18 protein-coding genes are annotated in these 19,454 nt (G+C 72.6%); 4 read left to right on the top strand and 14 right to left on the bottom strand.

Going from position 1 to position 19,454, the window contains the following annotated elements; translation table 11 throughout:
* Nucleotides 1-176 precede the first annotated feature (176 nt).
* Nucleotides 177-980, top strand: coding sequence for an SAM-dependent methyltransferase (locus ACZ8ZB_RS24065; protein WP_470739725.1), 804 nt, complete (start codon nucleotides 177-179; stop codon nucleotides 978-980).
* Between the two features lie 66 nt (nucleotides 981-1,046).
* Here ACZ8ZB_RS24065 and gatB read toward each other — a convergent pair whose 3' ends face one another.
* The 10 genes from gatB to ACZ8ZB_RS24015 form a co-directional block, all read right to left on the bottom strand.
* Nucleotides 1,047-2,561: an Asp-tRNA(Asn)/Glu-tRNA(Gln) amidotransferase subunit GatB gene (gene gatB, locus ACZ8ZB_RS24060; protein WP_470739724.1), complete on the bottom strand. Its 1,515-nt coding sequence runs from the start codon at nucleotides 2,559-2,561 to the stop codon at nucleotides 1,047-1,049.
* A gap of 15 nt (nucleotides 2,562-2,576) precedes the next feature.
* Entirely contained in the window at nucleotides 2,577-2,816 is a 240-nt protein-coding gene (locus ACZ8ZB_RS24055) for a hypothetical protein (protein ID WP_398367417.1), read from the bottom strand.
* A complete protein-coding gene (gene gatA, locus ACZ8ZB_RS24050) occupies nucleotides 2,813-4,309 on the bottom strand; it encodes an Asp-tRNA(Asn)/Glu-tRNA(Gln) amidotransferase subunit GatA (protein WP_470739723.1) in 1,497 nt (498 codons plus the stop codon). Before gatA ends, ACZ8ZB_RS24055 begins: the two co-directional genes overlap by 4 nt.
* A gap of 6 nt (nucleotides 4,310-4,315) precedes the next feature.
* Nucleotides 4,316-4,612, bottom strand: a complete 297-nt coding sequence (gene gatC / locus ACZ8ZB_RS24045; RefSeq protein ID WP_006130840.1) for an Asp-tRNA(Asn)/Glu-tRNA(Gln) amidotransferase subunit GatC — start codon at nucleotides 4,610-4,612, stop codon at nucleotides 4,316-4,318.
* Between the two features lie 700 nt (nucleotides 4,613-5,312).
* Complete coding sequence (locus ACZ8ZB_RS24040) at nucleotides 5,313-7,598, bottom strand: putative bifunctional diguanylate cyclase/phosphodiesterase (RefSeq protein ID WP_470739722.1); 2,286 nt, start codon at nucleotides 7,596-7,598, stop codon at nucleotides 5,313-5,315.
* Between the two features lie 260 nt (nucleotides 7,599-7,858).
* On the bottom strand, nucleotides 7,859-10,054 hold the full coding sequence (gene ligA, locus ACZ8ZB_RS24035) for an NAD-dependent DNA ligase LigA (RefSeq protein WP_470739721.1): 2,196 nt from the start codon (nucleotides 10,052-10,054) through the stop codon (nucleotides 7,859-7,861).
* A 14-nt stretch (nucleotides 10,055-10,068) separates the two neighbouring features.
* Complete coding sequence (locus ACZ8ZB_RS24030; protein ID WP_470739720.1) at nucleotides 10,069-11,076, bottom strand: methionine synthase; 1,008 nt, start codon at nucleotides 11,074-11,076, stop codon at nucleotides 10,069-10,071.
* A gap of 140 nt (nucleotides 11,077-11,216) precedes the next feature.
* Nucleotides 11,217-11,915: an SDR family oxidoreductase gene (locus tag ACZ8ZB_RS24025; protein WP_470739719.1), complete on the bottom strand. Its 699-nt coding sequence runs from the start codon at nucleotides 11,913-11,915 to the stop codon at nucleotides 11,217-11,219.
* An 18-nt stretch (nucleotides 11,916-11,933) separates the two neighbouring features.
* Nucleotides 11,934-12,473, bottom strand: a complete 540-nt coding sequence (locus tag ACZ8ZB_RS24020) for an LOG family protein (protein WP_470739718.1) — start codon at nucleotides 12,471-12,473, stop codon at nucleotides 11,934-11,936.
* Nucleotides 12,470-13,273 carry a class I SAM-dependent methyltransferase gene (locus tag ACZ8ZB_RS24015; RefSeq protein WP_470739717.1) on the bottom strand — a complete coding sequence of 268 codons (804 nt, stop codon included), beginning with the start codon at nucleotides 13,271-13,273 and terminating at the stop codon, nucleotides 12,470-12,472. Before ACZ8ZB_RS24015 ends, ACZ8ZB_RS24020 begins: the two co-directional genes overlap by 4 nt.
* A gap of 85 nt (nucleotides 13,274-13,358) precedes the next feature.
* On the opposite strand from ACZ8ZB_RS24015, the gene ACZ8ZB_RS24010 reads away from it, so the two are divergent.
* On the top strand, nucleotides 13,359-13,682 hold the full coding sequence (locus ACZ8ZB_RS24010; protein ID WP_470739716.1) for a DUF427 domain-containing protein: 324 nt from the start codon (nucleotides 13,359-13,361) through the stop codon (nucleotides 13,680-13,682).
* An 80-nt stretch (nucleotides 13,683-13,762) separates the two neighbouring features.
* Nucleotides 13,763-14,542 carry an alpha/beta fold hydrolase gene (locus ACZ8ZB_RS24005; RefSeq protein ID WP_470739715.1) on the top strand — a complete coding sequence of 260 codons (780 nt, stop codon included), beginning with the start codon at nucleotides 13,763-13,765 and terminating at the stop codon, nucleotides 14,540-14,542.
* A gap of 29 nt (nucleotides 14,543-14,571) precedes the next feature.
* Here the strand turns inward: ACZ8ZB_RS24005 and mnmA are convergent, their stop codons facing one another.
* Entirely contained in the window at nucleotides 14,572-15,702 is a 1,131-nt protein-coding gene (gene mnmA, locus ACZ8ZB_RS24000; RefSeq protein WP_470739714.1) for a tRNA 2-thiouridine(34) synthase MnmA, read from the bottom strand.
* 59 nt (nucleotides 15,703-15,761) lie between these two features.
* Here mnmA and ACZ8ZB_RS23995 point away from each other — a divergent pair, with 59 nt between their 5' ends.
* The gene (locus ACZ8ZB_RS23995; RefSeq protein WP_470739713.1) at nucleotides 15,762-16,466 is read left to right on the top strand and encodes an N-acetylmuramoyl-L-alanine amidase; all 705 of its coding nucleotides are present in this window, start codon (nucleotides 15,762-15,764) and stop codon (nucleotides 16,464-16,466) included.
* On the opposite strand, the gene ACZ8ZB_RS23990 is transcribed toward ACZ8ZB_RS23995, so the two are convergent.
* The 3 genes from ACZ8ZB_RS23990 to ACZ8ZB_RS23980 form a co-directional block, all read right to left on the bottom strand.
* Complete coding sequence (locus ACZ8ZB_RS23990; RefSeq protein ID WP_470739712.1) at nucleotides 16,463-17,632, bottom strand: cysteine desulfurase family protein; 1,170 nt, start codon at nucleotides 17,630-17,632, stop codon at nucleotides 16,463-16,465. The genes ACZ8ZB_RS23995 and ACZ8ZB_RS23990 overlap by 4 nt on opposite strands.
* 236 nt (nucleotides 17,633-17,868) lie before the next feature.
* Entirely contained in the window at nucleotides 17,869-18,726 is an 858-nt protein-coding gene (locus tag ACZ8ZB_RS23985) for a thioesterase family protein (protein ID WP_470739711.1), read from the bottom strand.
* A gap of 59 nt (nucleotides 18,727-18,785) precedes the next feature.
* Nucleotides 18,786-19,442 (bottom strand): trimeric intracellular cation channel family protein, encoded by a 657-nt coding sequence (locus ACZ8ZB_RS23980; protein ID WP_361738728.1) that lies wholly within the window; start codon nucleotides 19,440-19,442, stop codon nucleotides 18,786-18,788.
* Between the last annotated feature and the right edge of the window lie 12 nt (nucleotides 19,443-19,454).

The raw sequence follows: 19,454 nt of genomic DNA, 5'->3' as shown, positions 1-19,454 counted from the left end.
GTGGCGTCCGCGGACCGGAAATCCGGATGCGGGGACGCGGGGACGGCTGCTAGCGTCCGCCGGTCCGACGTTCCGCGGCAGTCCGCCGCCGGCCGAAGCAGGTGCTTTGATGCTTGTCCGCCCGATCTCCGACGCGCCCCCTTCCCTCTTCACGGCCCCGAGGAGCCCGTTCACCGATGTCGGACATCACACCGAACACCCCGCACGACGACCTCGCTAGCCGCCTGACCCTGCCCCGGTACCCCCGCAGCAGCGCCTACGACGCCCGCTGGACCATCGACAACGGGATGGGCCCGCACGCCCTGTGGCTGCTGGAGTGGCTCGCCCCGGCCCTCGGCCTCGACACCCTGCGCCCCGGCGCACGCGTGCTCGACCTGGGCTGCGGACGCGCCATGACGTCGGTCTTCCTGGCCAGGGAGTACGACGTCCAGGTCACCGCGGCCGATCTGTGGATCAAGCCGGACGACAACGCGCGCCGGATCGCCGAGGCGGGCGTCGCCGACCGGGTCCTCCCGGTCCTCGCCGAAGCGCACGACCTGCCCTTCGGGGAGGAGAGCTTCGACGCGATCGTCTCCGTCGACGCGTACCAGTACTTCGGTACCGACGACCTGTACCTGCCGACGCTGACCCGCCTGCTGAAGCCCGGCGGGCGGATCGGGGTCGTCGTCCCGGCGCTGACCGGGGAGATCGAGGGCACCGAACCGCCGGAGCACCTGAAGCCCTTCTGGGACCCCGCGTTCTGGTGCTTCCACAGCCCCGCCTGGTGGCGCCGCCACTGGACCCGCAGCGGGGCCGTGGAGGTCGAGACGGCCGACTGGCTGGAGGACGGCTGGCGGGAGTGGCTGCTCTGGTGCGACGTCGTCCACGAGGAGAGCACGGAGGAGTTCCACGTGCGGACGAGCCGGGAGTGCGCGGAGATGCTCCGCGCGGACCGGGGCCGCACGCTGGGCTTCACACGCGTGGTGGGCCGCCGTCCCTGACCGCGTGACCGCATGGAGGAGGGGGCGCATCGGACCCGATGCGCCCCCTCCCGCACTCTTCGGCGATCAGCCCTCGGCGACGCCCAGCTTCTCCAGGATCAGCTCCTTGACGCGGGCCGCGTCCGCCTGTCCGCGCGTGGCCTTCATGACCGCGCCGACCAGGGCGCCGGCCGCGGCCACCTTGCCACCGCGGATCTTGTCCGCGATGCCCGGGTTGCCGGCGATGGCCTCGTCGACGGCGGTGCCCAGGGCGCCCTCGTCGGAGACGACCTTCAGACCGCGCTGGTCGACCACCTCGTCCGGGGTGCCCTCACCGGCGAGTACGCCCTCGATGACCTGGCGGGCCAGCTTGTCGTTCAGATCGCCCTTGACGACCAGCTCGGCCACCCGGGCCACCTGCTCCGGGGTGATCGCCAGTTCGTCCAGCGCCGTGCCGGACTCGTTGGCGGCGCGGGCCAGCTCGCCCATCCACCACTTGCGGGCGGAGGCCGCGTCGGCGCCGGCGTCGATCGTGGCGACGATCGGGTCCAGCGCACCGGCGTTGAGGATGGACTGCATGTCCGTGGCGGAGATCCCCCACTCCTCGCGGAGCCGGTTACGGCGCACCAGCGGCAGCTCGGGCAGCTGGGAGCGGATCTCCTCGACCCACTCACGCGGGGGCGCCACGGGCACCAGGTCGGGCTCCGGGAAGTACCGGTAGTCCTCGGCCTCCTCCTTCACGCGGCCCGAGGTCGTGGACCCCGTGTCCTCGTGGAAGTGGCGGGTCTCCTGGACGATCGTGCCGCCGCCGCTCAGCACGGCGGCGTGCCGCTGGATCTCGAAGCGGGCCGCGCGCTCCACGGACCGCAGCGAGTTGACGTTCTTCGTCTCCGAGCGGGTGCCGAACTTCTCGGTGCCGTGGGGGCGCAGCGACAGGTTGACGTCGCAGCGCATCTGCCCCATCTCCATGCGGGCCTCGGACACGCCGAGCGCCCGGATGAGCTCGCGCAGCTCACGGACGTAGGCCCGCGCGACCTCTGGGGCACGCTCGCCCGCCCCCTCGATCGGCTTGGTGACGATCTCGATCAGCGGGATGCCGGCGCGGTTGTAGTCCAGCAGCGAGTGGGACGCGCCGTGGATGCGGCCGGTGGCGCCGCCGACGTGCGTCGACTTGCCGGTGTCCTCCTCCATGTGGGCGCGCTCGATCCGCACCCGGAAGGTCTCCCCGTCCTCCAGCTGCACGTCGAGGTAGCCGTCGAAGGCGATCGGCTCGTCGTACTGGGAGGTCTGGAAGTTCTTCGGCATGTCCGGATAGAAGTAGTTCTTCCGGGCGAAGCGGCACCACTCGGCGATCTCGCAGTTCAGCGCGAGACCGATCTTGATCGCCGACTCGACGCCGGTCGCGTTGACGACCGGGAGCGCGCCGGGCATGCCGAGGCAGACGGGGCAGGTCTGGGTGTTCGGGTCGGCGCCGAGCGCCGTCGAGCAGCCGCAGAACATCTTGGTGGCGGTGCCGAGTTCGACATGGACCTCTAGGCCCATGACGGGGTCGTACGACGCCAGCGCGTCCTCGTACGACACCAGGTCAGTCGTGGTGGTCACGGTGAAACTTCCCTCTCAGCCCAGCAGGACGTCGTCGTCGCCGAGGCTCTTCAGCTCGCGGTAGAGGATGGCGAGGTTGGTGACGACCGCGGCGCCGGTGACGACGGCGTCGAGCAGCCGCAGCGTGTCGTTCTCGCCACGCGCCTTCTTGATCTGCTTGTACACACCGACGGCGCCGAACGCCGAGGTGGCCATGGAGACGTACAGACCGGACTTGGACTTCTTGAATCCCTTGGCCTTGGACAGTGCGCTCACAGCGACGGTGCCTCCTCGATCAGCGGGTGGCCCCACTTTTCCACGAAGGCGGCCTCGACGGCGGCGCCGACCTTGTAGAGCCGGTCGTCCTTCATGGCGGGGGCGATGATCTGCAGACCCACCGGCAGGTTGTCCTCCGGGGCGAGGCCGCAGGGCAGCGACATGGCCGCGTTGCCGGCCAGGTTGGTGGGGATGGTGCACAGGTCGGCGAGGTACATCGCCATCGGGTCGTCGGCGCGCTCACCGATCGGGAAGGCGGTGGTCGGGGTCGTCGGGGAGACGATCACGTCGACCTGCTCGAACGCCCGCTCGAACTCCTGCTTGATGAGGGTGCGGACCTTCTGGGCGCTGCCGTAGTACGCGTCGTAGTAGCCGGAGCTGAGCGCGTACGTGCCGAGCATGATGCGACGCTTGACCTCGTCGCCGAAGCCGGCCTCACGGGTCAGCGAGGTGACCTCCTCGGCGGAGCGCGTGCCGTCGTCGCCGGCCCGCAGGCCGTAGCGCAGGCCGTCGAAGCGGGCGAGGTTGGAGGAGCACTCGGAGGGCGCGATCAGGTAGTACGCGGAGAGCGCCAGGTCGAAGGAGGGGCAGTCCAGCTCGACGACCTCGGCGCCCAGCTCCTTGAGCAGCTCGACGGACTCGTCGAACCGCTGGACGACACCGGCCTGGTACCCCTCGCCGCGGAACTGCTTGACGACGCCGACGCGCATGCCGGCGACGCTGCCGTTGCGGGCGGCCTCGACGACCGGCGGGACCGGGGCGTCGATGGAGGTGGAGTCCATCGGGTCGTGCCCGGCGATCACCTCGTGCAGCAGGGCCGCGTCCAGGACCGTGCGGGCGCAGGGGCCGCCCTGGTCCAGGGAGCTGGAGAAGGCGACCATGCCGTACCGGGAGACGGCGCCGTACGTCGGCTTCACCCCGACGGTGCCGGTGACGGCGGCCGGCTGGCGGATGGAGCCGCCGGTGTCGGTGCCGATGGCGAGCGGGGCCTGGAAGGAGGCGAGCGCGGCGGAGGAACCGCCGCCGGACCCGCCCGGGATCCTGGTCAGGTCCCACGGGTTGCCGGTCGGCCCGTAGGCGCTGTTCTCGGTGCTGGACCCCATGGCGAACTCGTCCATGTTGGTCTTGCCCAGGATGACGACGTCGGCGGCCTTCAGCCGCTTGGTGAGCGTCGCGTCGTACGGCGGGATCCAGCCCTCGAGGATCTTGGAACCGACGGTGGTCGGGATGCCCTCGGTGGTGAAGATGTCCTTGAGCGCGAGCGGGACGCCGGCCAGCGGGCCGAGCTTCTCGCCGCGGGCCCGCTTCTCGTCGACGGCGCGCGCCTGGGCGAGGGCGCCCTCGCGGTCGACGTGCAGGAAGGCGTGCACCTTCTCGTCGACGGCCTCGATCCGGGCCAGGTGCGCCTCGGTGACCTCCACGGCCGTGAGCTCACCGGAGGCGATCTTCTCGGCGGTCTCGGCGGCGGTGAGCCTGATGATGTGATCGCTCATGGCGGGTTACTCCTCCCCCAGGATCTGCGGCACCTTGAAACGCTGCTGCTCCTGGGCCGGGGCGCCGGAGAGCGCCTGCTCGGGGGTGAGCGAGGGACGGACCTCGTCCGCGCGCATGACGTTCGTCAGCGGGAGCGGGTGCGAGGTCGGCGGTACGTCTTGGTCGGCGACCTCGCTGACGCGGGCGACCGCGCCGATGATGTCGTCGAGCTGGCCCGCGAAGTGGTCGAGCTCTTCGGGCTTCAGCTCCAGACGCGCCAGCCGGGCGAGGTGGGCGACCTCCTCGCGCGTAATGCCAGGCATGCAGCGATCCTCTGGGGTGAGTGTGTGTGGTTTGGGGCCAATCCTATGGGGCGGCGGGCCGTGCCCGTGAAACCCTTTCCGGGGACCCGCCCTGTCGGACGCCGTGCGGCGTTTCCCCACCCGTGGCGGAAGGACGGGCAGCGCCCCTCGCTGCCGCCCAGTGGGGTGGCTTCGCAGCCCGGCTCCTCACTGAGTGCCCCGCGTGGGTGTGGGCCGGAAAGTGTTCGCGCGGCCCGGCGCTTGCGAGGTGCCGTCGCGCCCACCCGTGCCGCCCTGGGGGCACCTCCCAGGCCCTTGAGGCACTGGGGGAGGCACGACTGCCCGCGGCCGACGCCACATGCGACTGCCGGCGGGAACGGCTGACGCGGTATGCGACTGCAGGCGGGAGCGGCTGACGCGGTATGCGACTGCCGGCGGGAGCGGCGGTACGGGCTGCCGGCGGAGGGCGGGGGTGACGGGCTGCCGGCGGAGGGCGGGGGCGACGGCGGGCGGCCGCGTACGGCGCGGAGGGGTCGGGGCGGGGGTGGCCGCCCGCAGTGGCCGGCGCGTCCGCGCCCCGGCCTCACCGGGAGACCTCATCGCGCCGGTCCGAGGACGGACACCCCCGACGCGGCCCGACCCGCCCACCGGCATCAGGCGCTGCGCCCGCCCCCACCGGACCGAACGCGGCGCCGCAGGCATCCCACCCGCCCGGCGCGGACTACTCGTCGGCCGTGGTCGTCGCGGCCGGGAGCGCGGCGGCCGGACGCTGCCACCCCCGGGAACCGCGGGCCAGCAGCCAGGCCGTCGTCTCCTCGGGCGGCATCGCCGCGGCCACCAGCCAGCCCTGCACCGCGTCGCAGCGGAGATCGCGCAGCCGCTCCCACGTCTCGTCGTCCTCCACCCCCTCGGCGACGACGAGCAGCCCCAGGGAGTGCGCCAGATCGATGGTGCAGCGCACGATCTCCGCGTCCTCGGCGTCCAGGGCCAGCCGGGCCACGAACGACCGGTCGATCTTCAGCTCGCTCACCGGCAGCCGCCGCAGATGCACCAACGACGAGTACCCCGTGCCGAAGTCGTCCAGCGACATCTTCACCCCGTGCCCGGTCAACGCGTTCAGCGTGTCGGCCGCACGCTGCGGATCCTCCAGCAGCACGTGCTCGGTGATCTCCAACTGCAGCGCCCCCGCCGGCACCCCGTGCCGGGCCAGCCGCGCCGCCACGGAGCCCGCGAAACCGGGCGTGTGCACATCGCGCGGGGACACGTTCACGGCGACCGGCACGAACAGCCCCTGGGCACGCCACTGCGCGACCTGCCCCAGCGCGGTCTCCAGCACGTACTCGGTGAGGTGCGGCATCAGCCCGGACGACTCGGCGATCGCTATGAACTCGTCCGGCGGCACCTTCCCCCGCTCCGGATGCACCCACCGCACCAGCGCCTCGAGCCCCGCGACCTGTCCGTCGAAGCGGACCTTCGGCTGGTAGTGCAGCTGCACCTCACGGGCGTCCAGCGCCCGCCGCAGATCCCCCAGCAGCCCCAGCCGGTCAGGGGTGTTGGAGTCCCGCTTGGACTCGTACGCCTCGACCCCCGTGCGGTCCCGCTTGGCCTGGTACATCGCCACGTCCGCCCGCCGCAACAGCCCCTCCGCGTCGTCCGCGTGGTCGGGAAAGACGGCGACCCCCGCACTCGCCTCCAGGACGAGGGTGAGCCCGTCGAGGTCGAGCGGGGAGCTGAGGGCGGCGACGAGGGAGCGGGCGACGCGGGTGGCGGACGTCGTGGAGTCGGCGACGGGCAGTAAGACGGCGAACTCGTCACCGCCGAGCCGCGCGGCCTCCGCCCCGCGCGGCAGGGCGAGTCTGAGCCGGTCGGCTATCTGCAGCAGCAGCCTGTCACCGGCGAGATGACCGAGGGTGTCGTTGACCGACCGGAACCGGTCCAGGTCGATCAGCATGAGCGCGGCACGGGCGTCGATCCGCTCGGCGTCGTCCAGCGCGGTCCAGATGCGTTCCAGCAGCCACTGCCGGTTGGGCAGTCCGGTCAGCGGGTCGCGCAACTGCTCCTCGGCCCGCGCACGGGCTATCCACAGGGTGGAGTCGAGGGCGATCAGCGGAATGGAGAAGAGCGGCAGCAGCACCGGCTCGGCGACCGCGACCACGCACACCAGGGGCGCTATGCCGAGCAGGGCGACCGCGACGAGCCCCTGCCTGACCAGGGCGGTGCGGGCCACGGTGGGCAGCCCCGCGCGCGGGGTGTGCAGATACCAGAGCAGCGTGCGCGTGACCACGAGATACGTGACGGCGACCAGCACCACACCCGGCGCGGTGTACAGCGTCCAGGTGTCCGGGGTCGACGGCGACTCGACGGACGGCACCCGGCCGAACGCGGCCAGCACCAGCGCGCCGGCGCCGATGCCGAGCAGGTCCACCGCACCGTGCAGCACGCCCTGCCGCCAGCGGCCCCGCCGGGCCACGCCGACCAGCACGACGACCGTGAGGCTGACCATCCCGGCCGGGAGCCAGCCGTACAGCAGCAGTACCGCGAGGGTGAGGGCGGCGCCGGAACCCGTGCCGCCCCACCACCGGGAGCGGCCCAGCATCACCAGATGGCCGACGATGATTCCGGTCAGCACGGCCAGGGACCAGCCGACGGCCCCGGACGGGAAGAGCGCGTGCCCTCCGGTGAACGCCCGCAGGAAGCCGACGCCCAGCACGAACCCGGCGGCGGCGACGACCGCCGTGGGCAACGCGGGCCAGGAGGGGTGCCGTTCCGCGTCCGACTCGGACAGCTCGGCCAGCCCGGGACCGTGCCCGGGGGCCGGCTGCCCGGCACCGCGCAGGTCCGCACCGCGCGCACCCGTCCCGCGCGCGTCCGCGGTACGCGCCCCGGCAGCCCCCGGCGCGCCCGGTCGCCCCGCGGGCCGCCCGTCCTCACGGCCGCGCCGCCATGCGGCCGTCACACGACGCAGACGCGGCCGTGAGCCCGGGGCGGCGCTCTCGGTCGGTTCCATTCCCGTCCCTCTCCCAGCCGGCGGTGCCCACGCCACGCGGCCCGATGCCCGACGACCCTCAGCGGCTCCGCGGTGGAAAGCCCTTACCCCCGACCCTTCGCGGGTACGGGGTCGCCCCGACCGCAGCTGGGCACGGCAGGCGCACATCTCAACAGTAGGCCGCACGGGGCCTGTACGGGCACCGGTCGCCGACGGTTGCCCGAATGCGCCCCAGCCACCCGTATGCATCTGGTATGCGCCGATCGGGCGGTCTTCAACCGCTATTCCTCGGCCGAAAGAGCGACCTCCGCCGCTGCCTCCGGGCCCTGTTCGAGGAGGACGGTGAAGCCGTCCTCGTTCAGAACCGGCACCTTGAGCTGCATCGCCTTGTCATATTTCGTCCCGGGGCTGTCCCCCACGACGACGAACGACGTCTTCTTGGAGACGGATCCGGTCACCTTCGCCCCCCGGCTCTGCAGCGCCTCCTTCGCGGCGTCCCGGGTGAAGCCCTCCAGGGTCCCGGTCACCACGACGGTGAGCCCTTCCAGCGGACGCGGTCCCTCGTCCTCCCCCGACCCCTCCTCCTCCATCCGTACGCCGGCCGCCTTCCACTTGCGGATGATCTCGCGGTGCCAGTCCTCGGCGAACCACTCCTTCACGGAGGCGGCGATGATGTCGCCGACCCCCGCGGTCTCCGCCAGCTCCTTCTCGGTGGCCTGCTCGATGCGGTCGACGGAGCGGAACTCACGGGCCAGCGCCTCCGCCGCGACCGGCCCGACATGACGGATCGACAGACCGGTCAGCACGCGCGCCAGCGGACGGTCCTTGGCCGCCGCGATGTTCGCCAGCATCGCGACCGCGTTCTTCCTCGGCTCGCCCTCCTGGTTGGCGAAGACGGTGGCGATCTTCTCCTCGCCGGTCTTCGGGTCCCGTTTGGGCAGCCCGCTGTCCTGGTCGAGGACGTACGCCTTGATGGGCAGCAGCTGCTCGACGGTGAGGTCGAACAGATCGCCCTCGTCCCGCAGCGGCGGGTCCTTCGGCTCCAGCGGCCCGGTCAGCGCCGTCGCGGCGACATAGCCGAAGTGCTCGATGTCCAGCGCCTTGCGCCCGGCCAGGTAGAACAGCCGCTCCCGCAACTGGGCGGGGCACGTGCGGGCGTTGGGACAGCGCAGGTCGACGTCGCCCTCCTTCATCGGCCTGAGCGGCGTACCGCACTCGGGGCACTCGGCCGGCATCACGAACTCCCGCTCGCTGCCGTCCCGCAGGTCGGCGACCGGGCCGAGGATCTCGGGGATGACGTCACCGGCCTTGCGCAGCACCACCGTGTCGCCGATGAGGACGCCCTTGGCCTTGACCACGTCCTGGTTGTGCAGCGTGGCGAACTCGACCTCGGACCCGGCCACCGTGACCGGTTCGACCTGGGCGTACGGCGTGACCCTGCCCGTACGGCCCACGCCCACACGGATGTTGATCAGCTTGGTGTTGACCTCCTCGGGCGCGTACTTGTACGCGATGGCCCAGCGCGGGGCGCGCGAGGTGGTGCCGAGGCGGCCCTGGAGCGGGATCTCGTCGAGCTTGACGACGACGCCGTCGATCTCGTGCGCCACGGAGTGCCGGTTCTCGCCGTAGTGGGCGATGAACTCCCGTACGCCTTCCAGGCCGCCGACCACCCTGTTGTGCGGGGAGGTCGGAAGCCCCCAGGTCCTCAGCAGGTCGTAGCCCTGGGAGAGACGGGTCATGCCCTTGTAGCCCTCCAGGACGCCGATGCCGTGCACCACCATGTGCAGCGGGCGGGTGGCGGTGACCCGTGGGTCCTTCTGCCGCAGCGAACCGGCTGCCGCGTTGCGCGGGTTGGCGAACGGCTTGTCACCGGCCGCGTTCAACCGCGCGTTGAGCTCCTGGAACTTCTCCATCGGGAAGTAGACCTCGCCGCGGATCTCCACGACGTCGGGCACCTCGTCGCCCTTCAGCCGGTCCGGGATCTCGGCGATGGTGCGCACGTTGGGCGTGATGTCCTCACCGGTGCGGCCGTCGCCGCGGGTCGCCGCGCGGACCAGCCGGCCCTTCTCGTAGGTGAGGTTGACGGCGAGGCCGTCGACCTTCAGCTCGCACAGGAAGTGGTACTTCTGCGTGCCCAGTTCCCGGTGGATGCGGTCCGCCCAGGCGGCGAGGTCGTCGTCGTTGAAGGTGTTGTCGAGGGAGAGCATGCGCGAGCGGTGCTCGACGGAGGTGAACTCCGTCTCGTACGCCCCGGCGACCTTCTGGGTCGGCGAGTCCGGTGTGCGCAGCTCCGGGTGCTCCTCCTCCAGCGCCTCCAACTCGCGCAGCAGCCGGTCGAAGTCGGCGTCGCTGATGACGGGGGCGTCGTTCACGTAGTACCGGAAGCGGTGCTCCTCGATCTGCTCAGCGAGCCTGGCGTGCTTCTCCCGTGCCTCGGCGGGCACGCTCGTCGTCTCCGCTTGCTTGTCGCCGGCCACCGTGTGTCCTCCCGTTACTCTGGGTTGTCCGCGAGTGATCTCGCCGCCCGGACGCAGTGGGCGAGGGCCCTGCGCGCGTACTCCGGGGAAGCCCCCGCGAGTCCGCACGCCGGGGTGAGCGTGACCGCTTCCGGGAGGAGTCCCGGCCGCAGCCCCAGCCTGCGCCAGAGCGTCCTGACCCCCATGACGCTACCGCCCGGGTCCGACAACGGGCCGTCCGCGCCCGGGACGACACCGGCGAAGAGCCTGGTCCCGCTCTCCACCGCTTCCCCGATCACCTCGTCGTCACGCTCGGTGAGGAGGGAGAAGTCGAAGGAGACCGCCCCCGCGCCCGCCCGGCGCAGCAGGGCGAACGGGACGTCCGGCGCGCACGAGTGGACCACGACGGGCCCGCCGTCGTGCGTCCCGACGACGTCCCGCAGCGTGGCCTCGACGATCTGCCGGTCCACCGCGCGGTGGGTGCGGTAACCGCTGGCGGTCCTCACCTGTCCGCGCAGCACGGCGGTGAGGGAGGGCTCGTCGAGCTGCAGGACGAGCTGCGCGCCGGGGACGCGCCGCCGGACCTCGGCGAGGTGCAGGCGCAGCCCCTCGGCGAGCGAGGCGGCGAGGTCGCGGCAGGCGCCGGGATCGGAGAGGGCGGCCTCGCCGTTCCTCAGTTCCAGGGCGGCGGCGAGCGTCCACGGGCCGACCGCCTGGACCTTCAGCGGGCCCTGGTACTCCTGGGTGAACTCCTCCAGCGCGTCGAGGTCCTCGCGGAGCCAGGAACGGGCGCGCCTGGTGTCGCGGCCGGGGCGGTCGCCGAGGCGCCAGCCGCTGGGCTCGACGCGGGCGTAGAGCTCGACGAGCAGGCCGGCGGTGCGGCCGATCATGTCCGCGCCGGGGCCGCGGGCGGGGAGTTCGGGGAGGTGGGGGAAGGTCTCGAAGCTGCCGGTGACCGTTTTGGCGGCCTCGCGGGCGTCCCCGCCCGGCATGGAGCCGATGCCGGTGGCGGGGCCGAAACTGAACTGGCTGTTTTCGCTCACCCGTAGAGCGTACGGAGGTTTTCCGCCCCCGCCGCCCCCACCCGTCCCGCACGGGGGAACTCCGCCCCGGGCCCCCGCCCCTCGAACGCCGGAAGGGCCGGAGGACGCCGGGCGGGCGGGAGGGCGCGGGCGGGGTGCGACTACCGTCCCGGCCGGACCGTCAGGTCGTTGATCTCCGCGTCGGTCGGCAGGTCCAGGGCCGTCAGGATCGTCGTGGCGACCGACTCGGGGTCGATCCACCTGGCCGGGTCGTACTCCTTGCCCTCCTGCTGGTGGACCTTGGCCTGCATGGGGCTGGCCGTGCGGCCGGGGTAGACCGAGGTGACGCGCACCCCGCCCGCGTGCTCCTCGTGGCGCAGGGAGTCGGCGAGGGCCTTCAGGCCGTGCTTGGAGGCGGCATAGGCGGACCAGTCGGCGTGGGCGCTCAGGCCGGCGCCGGAGTTGACGAAGATCACATGGCCCCGGCTCGCGCGGAGCTGGGGCAGGAAGTGGCGGGTCAGCTCGGCGGGGGCGATCAGGTTGACGTTGAGCTGGTGCCGCCAGGTCTTCGGGGTCAGCTCGCCGACCGGACCGAGGTCGACCACGCCGGCGACGTGGAGGAGGGAGTCCACCCGGTCCGGGAGCGACTGGTGGGAGAAGGCCCAGGAGAGCTTGTCCGGGTCCGCCAGGTCGCCGACGAGGGTACGGGCGCCGGGGAAAGCGGCCGCCAGCTCCTTCGCCCGGCCCGCGTCGCGCGCGTGCAGGACGAGTTCGTCCCCGCGCTCGTGCAGGCGGCGGGCGACGGCCGCGCCGATGCCGGAACCCGCTCCGGTGATCACATGTGTAGCCATGCCCGCCATGCTCGCATCACCGGGCGCTCACTCCACGCCCAGGCTCTCCTCCAGATGGGCCAGCGCGCCCACCGGCTCCTCGGCGAAGAACACCAGGTCGGTCAGCGGGCGGGGCAGGAAGCCCTCGTCCTCCATGCGGCGGAACTGCTCCTTGAGGCCGTCGTAGAAGCCCGCGGTGTTGAGCAGGACCACCGGCTTCTCGGTGTGCCCGTGCTTCTTCAGCTCCAGGATCTCGGTCGCCTCGTCGAGGGTGCCGGTGCCGCCGACCATGACGACGACCGCGTCGGCCCTCTCCAGCAGCAACCGCTTGCGCTCGGCGAGGTCGCGCGCGATCACCATCTCGTCGACGCCGTCGCGGGCCTTCGCCGCGAGGAACTCCACGGAGACGCCGCAGAGCCGGCCGCCCGCCTCCTCCACGCCGTCGGCGACGACCTTCATCAGGCCGGTGTCCGAACCGCCCCATACGAGCGTGTGACCGCCCTTGCCGAGCAGCCGCCCGAACTCCCGCGCGGGGCGTGTGTAGCGTTCGTCGAGGTCGGCGGCGGAGAGAAAGACACAGATGTTCACGGGCCCACCGTACGGGCCCGGTCGGACATCGCGGTCAGCCGCATCTTCGACTGCCGGTGCGGCAGCCTCTCCCAGTCGTCCATGAACCGGGCGGCGAGGCCGTGGCCGGCGGCCAGTTCCACCAGCGTCTGGGTCCGGTAGTAGAAGTCCTCGTGCAGCACCTGGTGCTCCTCGCCCTCCGTGCGGTCGAAGGTGAAGTCGAAGAACCCGCCGGGCGCGAGCACCCTCCCGACGTGCGCGAAGCACTCCTCGATGACGTGCCGGGGCGAGTGCGAGAAGACGCTGTGCGCGTGGACGACGTCGAAGTGCCCGCCGGGCAGGAAGTCGAGGGTGAGGTCGTCCACGAGGGCGAGGTACGGCATCTTGGCCTGGAGCCCGTCGCGCACGAGGGTGTCCTGGGCGGCGAGCAGGATGTGCGGCGAGATGTCGATGCCGTAGTAGTGGCCGGGTTCCAGGTGGTCGATGAAGAGGCGCCCCGCGCGGAGGTTGCCGCAGCCGATCTCCAGCATCCGGTGGTGCGGCTCCAGGCCGTGCCGCAGCAGGTAGTCGAACTGCATCCGGCCGACGCGCGCCCACTGCTCGCGCGAGGGGTTGTGGCCGACCGCCGCCTCGGCGCTGCGGGCCGCGTCGGAGGCCATCACCGCGCGGTAGTAGGCGACGTGGTCGTGGCTGCGCAGCCGCAGCCAGGTGTCGCGCAGCGCGCGCCGTGCGTGGGCGGGGACGCGCCGCGGGTGGCGCAGGGCGTAGCCGGCCCGGTGGCCGAGGGTGCCGCGGTTTCGGCCGGTGTCCTTGGCTCCCATGGGTCCTCCTCCAGGTCCTCCTCGGGAAGAAGTCCGCTCCAGAGTGCGCTGTACCCGTGGAGTCGGCTACCCGAGGAGGACGATCGTGACCGCAGGCCACCGCATCACCATCGAGGCCAGTGACCGGCGCGTGCGCGTGGTGCACGGCGGGCAGGTGCTGGCGGAGAGCGAAGGGGCACTGCTGCTGAAGGAGACGGGCTGTCCCGACCGGTACTACATCCCGCCGGCGGACGTCCGGCTCGACCTGCTGACCCCCTCCGGGACGCACACGCACTGCCCCTTCAAGGGCACCGCGTCCTACTGGTCGCTGCCGGACGCGGCGGATCTGGTCTGGGCGTACCCGGAGCCGAAGCCGGACGTCGCGCGGATCAAGGACCACCTCTGCTTCTATGAGGTGGAAGTCGGCTGATCAGGTAAACGGGTAGTGATGGGCGAACGCGCCGCCCGCCTCACCGGCGAATGCCGTGCCGTGCGGCAGTCTGGGGTGACATGGACAAGAACACCTCTTCGCGTGACGGCACCCTTCTGGCGTACGAGAGCGCCGGGCGGGGCGCCACGATCGTCCTCGTCAGCGGCGCGATGTCGACGGGCGGCACGGTGGCCCCGCTGGCGGCCCGCCTCTCGGAGGGGTTCCGGGTGGTCGTGTACGACCGCCGGGGCCGGGGCGGCAGCGGGGACACGGCGCCGTACGCGGTGGAGCGCGAGGTCGAGGACCTGGCGGCGCTGATCGGGGCGGTGGGCGGCGAGGCCGCGCTGTACGGCGTCTCCTCGGGCGGCGCGCTGGCGCTCAGGGCGGCGGCGAGCGGACTCCCGGTGCGCCGCGTCGCCGTGTACGAGACGCCGTACGCGATGTCGTCCGACGCACTGGAGGAACGCGCGCGGTACACCGAGCGGCTGACCGCGGCGCTCGCCGAGGGGCGGCGCGGGGACGCGGTGGAGCTCTTCCTGCGGCTGACCGGGCTCGGCGAGGAGGTCATCGGGAGCGCGCGGCAGTCACCGATGTGGGCCGGGATGGAGTCGATGGCGCCGAGCCTCGCCTACGACGACGCCGTGATGGGCGACGGGAGCGTGCCGCGCGAGCTGCTGGCGTCGATCCGGGTGCCGGTGCTGTCGATCGCGGGCGACGCGAGCCCTGCGTGGATGCGCGAGGCCGCGCGGGCGATCGCGGAGTCCGTCCCCCGGGGCGCGTACCGCACCCTGGGGGGCCAGACCCACATGGTGGAGCCGGACGTCCTGGCGCCGGTCCTGGCGGAGTTCTTCGCCCGGTGAGCGCCCCGCCGGGTCCGCGGGGGGCGCCGTCAGGCCACGCCGGCCGTCGCCCGCACGGTGGACGCGATCGTCGCCGAGCCGACCACGCGGGTGCCGTCGTACAGGACGATCGCCTGGCCGGGGGCGACGCCGCGGACCGGCTCGGTGAACGACACCTCGAGGGATCCGTCGACGAGTTCCGCCGTCACCCCGGTCTCGCCGCCGTGGGCGCGCAGCTGGGCCGTGTAGGCGCCGGGACCGGTGGGTGCGGCGCCGCACCAGCGGGGCTTGATCGCGGTGAGGGCGGTGACGTCGAGGGCCGCCGCGGGGCCGACGGTGACGGTGTTGGTCACCGGGGAGATGTCGAGGACGTAGCGGGGCTTGCCGTCGGGGGCGGGGGTGCCGATCCGCAGGCCCTTGCGCTGGCCGATGGTGAAGCCGTACGCGCCCTCGTGGGTGCCGACCTTGGCGCCGGACTCGTCGACGATGTCGCCCTCGGCCCTGCCGAGGCGGCCGGCGAGGAAGCCCTGGGTGTCGCCGTCGGCGATGAAGCAGATGTCGTGCGAGTCGGGCTTCTTGGCGACGGCGAGTCCGCGCCGCTCGGCCTCCGCGCGGATCTCCTCCTTGGTGGTGACCGTGTCGCCGAGGGGGAACATGGCGTGGGCGAGCTGGCGGTCGTCGAGCACGCCGAGGACGTAGCTCTGGTCCTTGGCCATGTCGGAGGCGCGGTGCAGTTCGCGGGTGCCGTCCTCGCGCAGGATCACCTTGGCGTAGTGGCCGGTGCAGACCGCGTCGAAGCCGAGCGCCAGCGCCTTGTCCAGCAGGGCGGCGAACTTGATCTTCTCGTTGCAGCGCAGGCACGGGTTGGGGGTGCGGCCGGCCTCGTACTCGGCGACGAAGTCCTCGACGACGTCCTCGCGGAAGCGGTCGGCGAGGTCCCACACGTAGAACGGGATGCCGATGACGTCGGCGGCGCGGCGGGCGTCGCGCGAGTCCTCGATGGTGCAGCAGCCCCGCGCGCCGGTACGGAACGACTGCGGGTTCGCGGAGAGCGCGAGGTGGACGCCGGTCACGTCGTGGCCCGCTTCGGCCGCGCGGGCGGCGGCGACGGCGGAGTCGACTCCGCCGGACATGGCGGCCAGGACGCGGAGGGGGCGGGAGCGCTGCGAGGTGTCAGTCATAACCCCTCCAGGGTACGGGGCCCGGGAACCACGGGCGCCGGGTATCCGTTCACGATCATGTGGGGACAAGAGGAGCATCCAAGGACGGGGACCGGCGCATCGGGCGGCGGGCCCTGATCGTGGGCGGGGCGGCGGCAGCGGCGGGCACGGCGGTGCTGGCGCGGGACGAGCTGGCGCGGCTGTGGTGGCGCGTGCCCGGGATCGAGAAACCGCGTGAGCAGGGCGCCGTCGACTACGCGGGCGCCCGCTGGGTGGCGGCCTCGGACGCCAACTGGCGGCGCGCGGACCGGCCGGACGACTTCGGCGTCGACATGGTGATCGTCCATGTCACCCAGGGCAGCTTCGACAGTGCGGTGCGGGCGTTCCAGAACCCGGAGCACAAGGCCGCCTCGCACTACATCGTGGGCCAGGACGGTCGCGTCGCCCAGATGATCCGCGAGCTGGACGTGGCGTACCACGCGGGCAACCGCGACTACAACGAGCGCAGTGTCGGCATCGAGCACGAGGGCTTCGTGGACCGCCCCGAGGACTTCACGGACGAGATGTACGAGGCCTCGGCCCGCCTCACGGCCCGCATATGCGCCCGCTACGACATACCCGTCGACCGCGACCACGTCATCGGCCACGTCGAGGTCCCGGGCACGGACCACACCGACCCGGGCCCGCACTGGGACTGGGACCGCTACATGGAGCTGGTCCGGCGGGCCCGCACGGAGCAGGCCCGGCCCAGCCCCTCGGGCTCCCCTTCGGCCGCGAAGGGCTAGCTCAGTCCGGCCGCGCGGGCCCGTTCCACCGCAGGGCCGATGGCCTTGGCCACGGCCTCCACGTCGGCCTCCGTGGAGGTGTGGCCCAGGGAGAAGCGCAGGGTGCCGCGGGCGAGATCGGGATCCACCCCGGTGGCCAGGAGGACGTGGCTGGGCTGGGCGACGCCGGCGGTGCAGGCGGAGCCGGTGGAGCACTCGATGCCCTGGGCGTCCAGGAGGAGCAGCAGGGAGTCGCCCTCGCAGCCGGGGAAGGTGAAGTGCGCGTTGGCCGGAAGACGCCCCCCGGGGGCGGGGTCGCCGCCGAGGACGGCGTCCGGTACGGCCTCGCGGACCGCGGCGACCAGGTCGTCGCGCAGCCTCCCGATCTCGCGGGCGAACCGCTCCTGCTGCTCGGCGGCGAGCCGTCCGGCCGTCGCGAAGGCGGCGATGGCGGGGACGTCGAGGGTGCCGGAGCGGACGTGGCGTTCCTGGCCGCCGCCGTGCAGGACGGGCACGGGGGTGTGTTCGCGGCCCAGGAGCAGCGCGCCGATGCCGTACGGACCACCGATCTTGTGACCGGACACGGCCATCGCGGCGAGCCCCGACGCGGCGAAGTCCACCGGGACCTGCCCGAAGGCCTGGACCGCGTCGGAGTGCAGCGGCACACCGAACTCGGCGGCGGCCTCGGCGAGTCCGCGGACCGGCAGGATCGTCCCGATCTCGTTGTTGGCCCACATGACGGTGGCGAGGGCGACGTCGTCGGGGTTGCGGGCGATGGCCTCGCGCAGGGCGTCCGGATGGACCCGGCCGTGGGGGTCGACCGGCAGGTACTCGATGGTGGCGCCCTCGTGTTCGCCGAGCCAGTGGACGGCGTCGAGGACGGCGTGGTGTTCGACGGGGCTGGCGAGGACCCGGGTGCGGGCCGGGTCCGCGTCGCGGCGGGACCAGTACAGGCCCTTCACCGCGAGGTTGTCGGCCTCGGTTCCGCCGGAGGTGAAGACGATCTCGCTGGGCCGGGCGCCGAGCGCCTCGGCGAGGGCTTCGCGGGCCTCCTCGACGGTGCGCCGGGCGCGGCGGCCGGCCGCGTGGAGGGAGGAGGCGTTGCCGGTGACGCCCAGGTGCGCGGCGAGTGCCTCGACTGCCTCCGGAAGCATCGGGGTGGTCGCGGCGTGGTCGAGGTAAGCCATGGTGGGGCCGATTCTACGGGGCCCCGTGCGGCGACCACGGAGCGCGGTCGGCCGGGATGCGCCGCCCGCTCGGAAGCCCGACGGGAGCATGTCGTCCGCCTGCACGAGTCCGAGGTGCGGAGCGGGACGGGAGGGGTGGGGGTGGGGTTTGTCTCGCCCCCGCCGCCCCTGCCCGTCCCGTACCCGGGGGCGCCGCCCCCGGACCCCCGCTCCTCAGGCGCCGGAGGGGCTGATTCCTACAGGCGGGCCCGTGCCAGCTGTCGGGACTGGGCCACCAGGCGGTCGGCGCTGTCCCAGACCTCGGCGTCCTCCTCCAGGAAGCCGCCGGCGAGGTTGCGGGTGGTGATCGAGACGCGCAGCGGGCCCGGAGCCGGACGGCAGCGGACGTGGACGGTCAGCTCCACCGTCGGGACCCAGCCGGACAGGCCCAGCTCGAAGGCGGTTGGCGGCAGGGCGTCCACCGCGAGGAGCAGCGAGAGCGGGTCGGGGTCCCGGCCGTCGGCGAGGCCGAACCAGGCCCGCATCTCCCCCTTGCCGGAGGGCTGTCCGAGCGCCCATCCCAGGGTCGAGGGGTCCAGCTTGAGCATCAGGCGCTCGGTGATGGCGGAACTGCCGTCGACCGGGGTGGGAGCGTCTTCGGGCCCGAAGCACTGCTCCATCGGCGGTATCGCGGGCGGTTCGGCCGTCGTACGGACGTCGTCGGGAAGGGAGTCCAGGTCTCCGTAGGAGGCGAGGACGCGGATGCGCTCCACCTCCCGGCCCTCCCCGTCGACCTGGAAGAGGGAGGCCTGGCCGGTCGACAGCGTCCGTCCGGTGCGCACGGTCTGGGTACGGACGACCGCCGGGCCCGGCCGGGAGGCGGTCAGGTAGTGCGCGGAGACGGTGAACGGGTCGGCGTGCGGCAGGGCGTCCGCGAGCGCGCGGCCGAGGACGGCCAGCAGGTAGCCGCCGTTGACGGCGTTGATGATCGTCCAGCCGGCGGAGAGGTCGATGTCGTAGACGCCGGGCGCACGCGGGGTGAGTGCGGTGTCGCGGTCGAACTCACTGGCGCCGATGGCGGCCCGGGTGGACTGGGCGGAGGCTGCTTCTGGCATGGCTGAACAGTACAAGAAGACAATACTAAGCGGTAGCTTTGTTCGTGCGTCCCGAGGGGCTACTCCTCCTGGACCGTCGAACGGCGGTGCCACGCGCGGGGAGCCCGCCAGTGGTAGCGCATCGCGAGCAGCCGCAGCACGAAGGCCGTGACCACGGCGAGGCCGCTGGTCCCCGCGTTCAGCACGTCGTAGCGGATGCACAGCGCGGTCAGGGCGGCGCCGACGACGGCCGGGACGGCGTACAGGTCGCGGTCCCAGCGCAGCAGCGACGGCACCTCGTTGGCGAGCACGTCGCGCAGCACACCGCCGCCGACCGCGGTGGCCAGACCCAGACAGGCGGAGGCGGTCAGGCCGAGGCCGTGGTCGTACGCCTTGGTCGTGCCGACGACGCAGAACAGACCGAGGCCGGCCGCGTCGAACACGTTGACACCGGCCTGGATGCGCTCCACGTGCGGGTGGAGGAAGAACACCAGGACCGTGGCGAGCAGCGGGGTGACGAAGTACCCCAGGTCCGTGAAGGCGGCGGGCGGTACGGCGCCGATGACCAGGTCGCGGAAGAGTCCGCCGCCGAGCGCGGTGACCTCGGCGAGCACGGCGATGCCGAAGACGTCGAAGTTCTTGCGGACGGCCAGCAGGGCGCCGGAGATCGCGAAGACGAAGATGCCGATCAGGTCGAGCGTGTGCAGGACGGACGGACTGAACAGTTGCTGGAGCACCCCCACATTCTC

It is taken from the genome of Streptomyces sp. 12E (assembly GCF_055633275.1).
Note: the sequence above shows the minus strand (reverse complement) of the source record. Positions and strands in the feature narration are given on the sequence as shown.

What these genes read in the sequence shown, in the direction of transcription:
- mnmA (WP_470739714.1), bottom strand. Translation starts at nt 15,702, where the DNA reads ATGACTGACACCTCGCAGCGCTCCCGCCCCCTCCGCGTCCTGGCCGCC.
- ACZ8ZB_RS24005 (WP_470739715.1), top strand. Translation starts at nt 13,763, where the DNA reads ATGGACAAGAACACCTCTTCGCGTGACGGCACCCTTCTGGCGTACGAG.
- ACZ8ZB_RS23985 (WP_470739711.1), bottom strand. Translation starts at nt 18,726, where the DNA reads ATGCCAGAAGCAGCCTCCGCCCAGTCCACCCGGGCCGCCATCGGCGCC.
- ACZ8ZB_RS23990 (WP_470739712.1), bottom strand. Translation starts at nt 17,632, where the DNA reads ATGGCTTACCTCGACCACGCCGCGACCACCCCGATGCTTCCGGAGGCA.
- ACZ8ZB_RS24025 (WP_470739719.1), bottom strand. Translation starts at nt 11,915, where the DNA reads ATGGCGGGCATGGCTACACATGTGATCACCGGAGCGGGTTCCGGCATC.
- ACZ8ZB_RS24065 (WP_470739725.1), top strand. Translation starts at nt 177, where the DNA reads ATGTCGGACATCACACCGAACACCCCGCACGACGACCTCGCTAGCCGC.
- gatA (WP_470739723.1), bottom strand. Translation starts at nt 4,309, where the DNA reads ATGAGCGATCACATCATCAGGCTCACCGCCGCCGAGACCGCCGAGAAG.
- ACZ8ZB_RS24015 (WP_470739717.1), bottom strand. Translation starts at nt 13,273, where the DNA reads ATGGGAGCCAAGGACACCGGCCGAAACCGCGGCACCCTCGGCCACCGG.
- gatC (WP_006130840.1), bottom strand. Translation starts at nt 4,612, where the DNA reads ATGCCTGGCATTACGCGCGAGGAGGTCGCCCACCTCGCCCGGCTGGCG.
- ACZ8ZB_RS24040 (WP_470739722.1), bottom strand. Translation starts at nt 7,598, where the DNA reads ATGGAACCGACCGAGAGCGCCGCCCCGGGCTCACGGCCGCGTCTGCGT.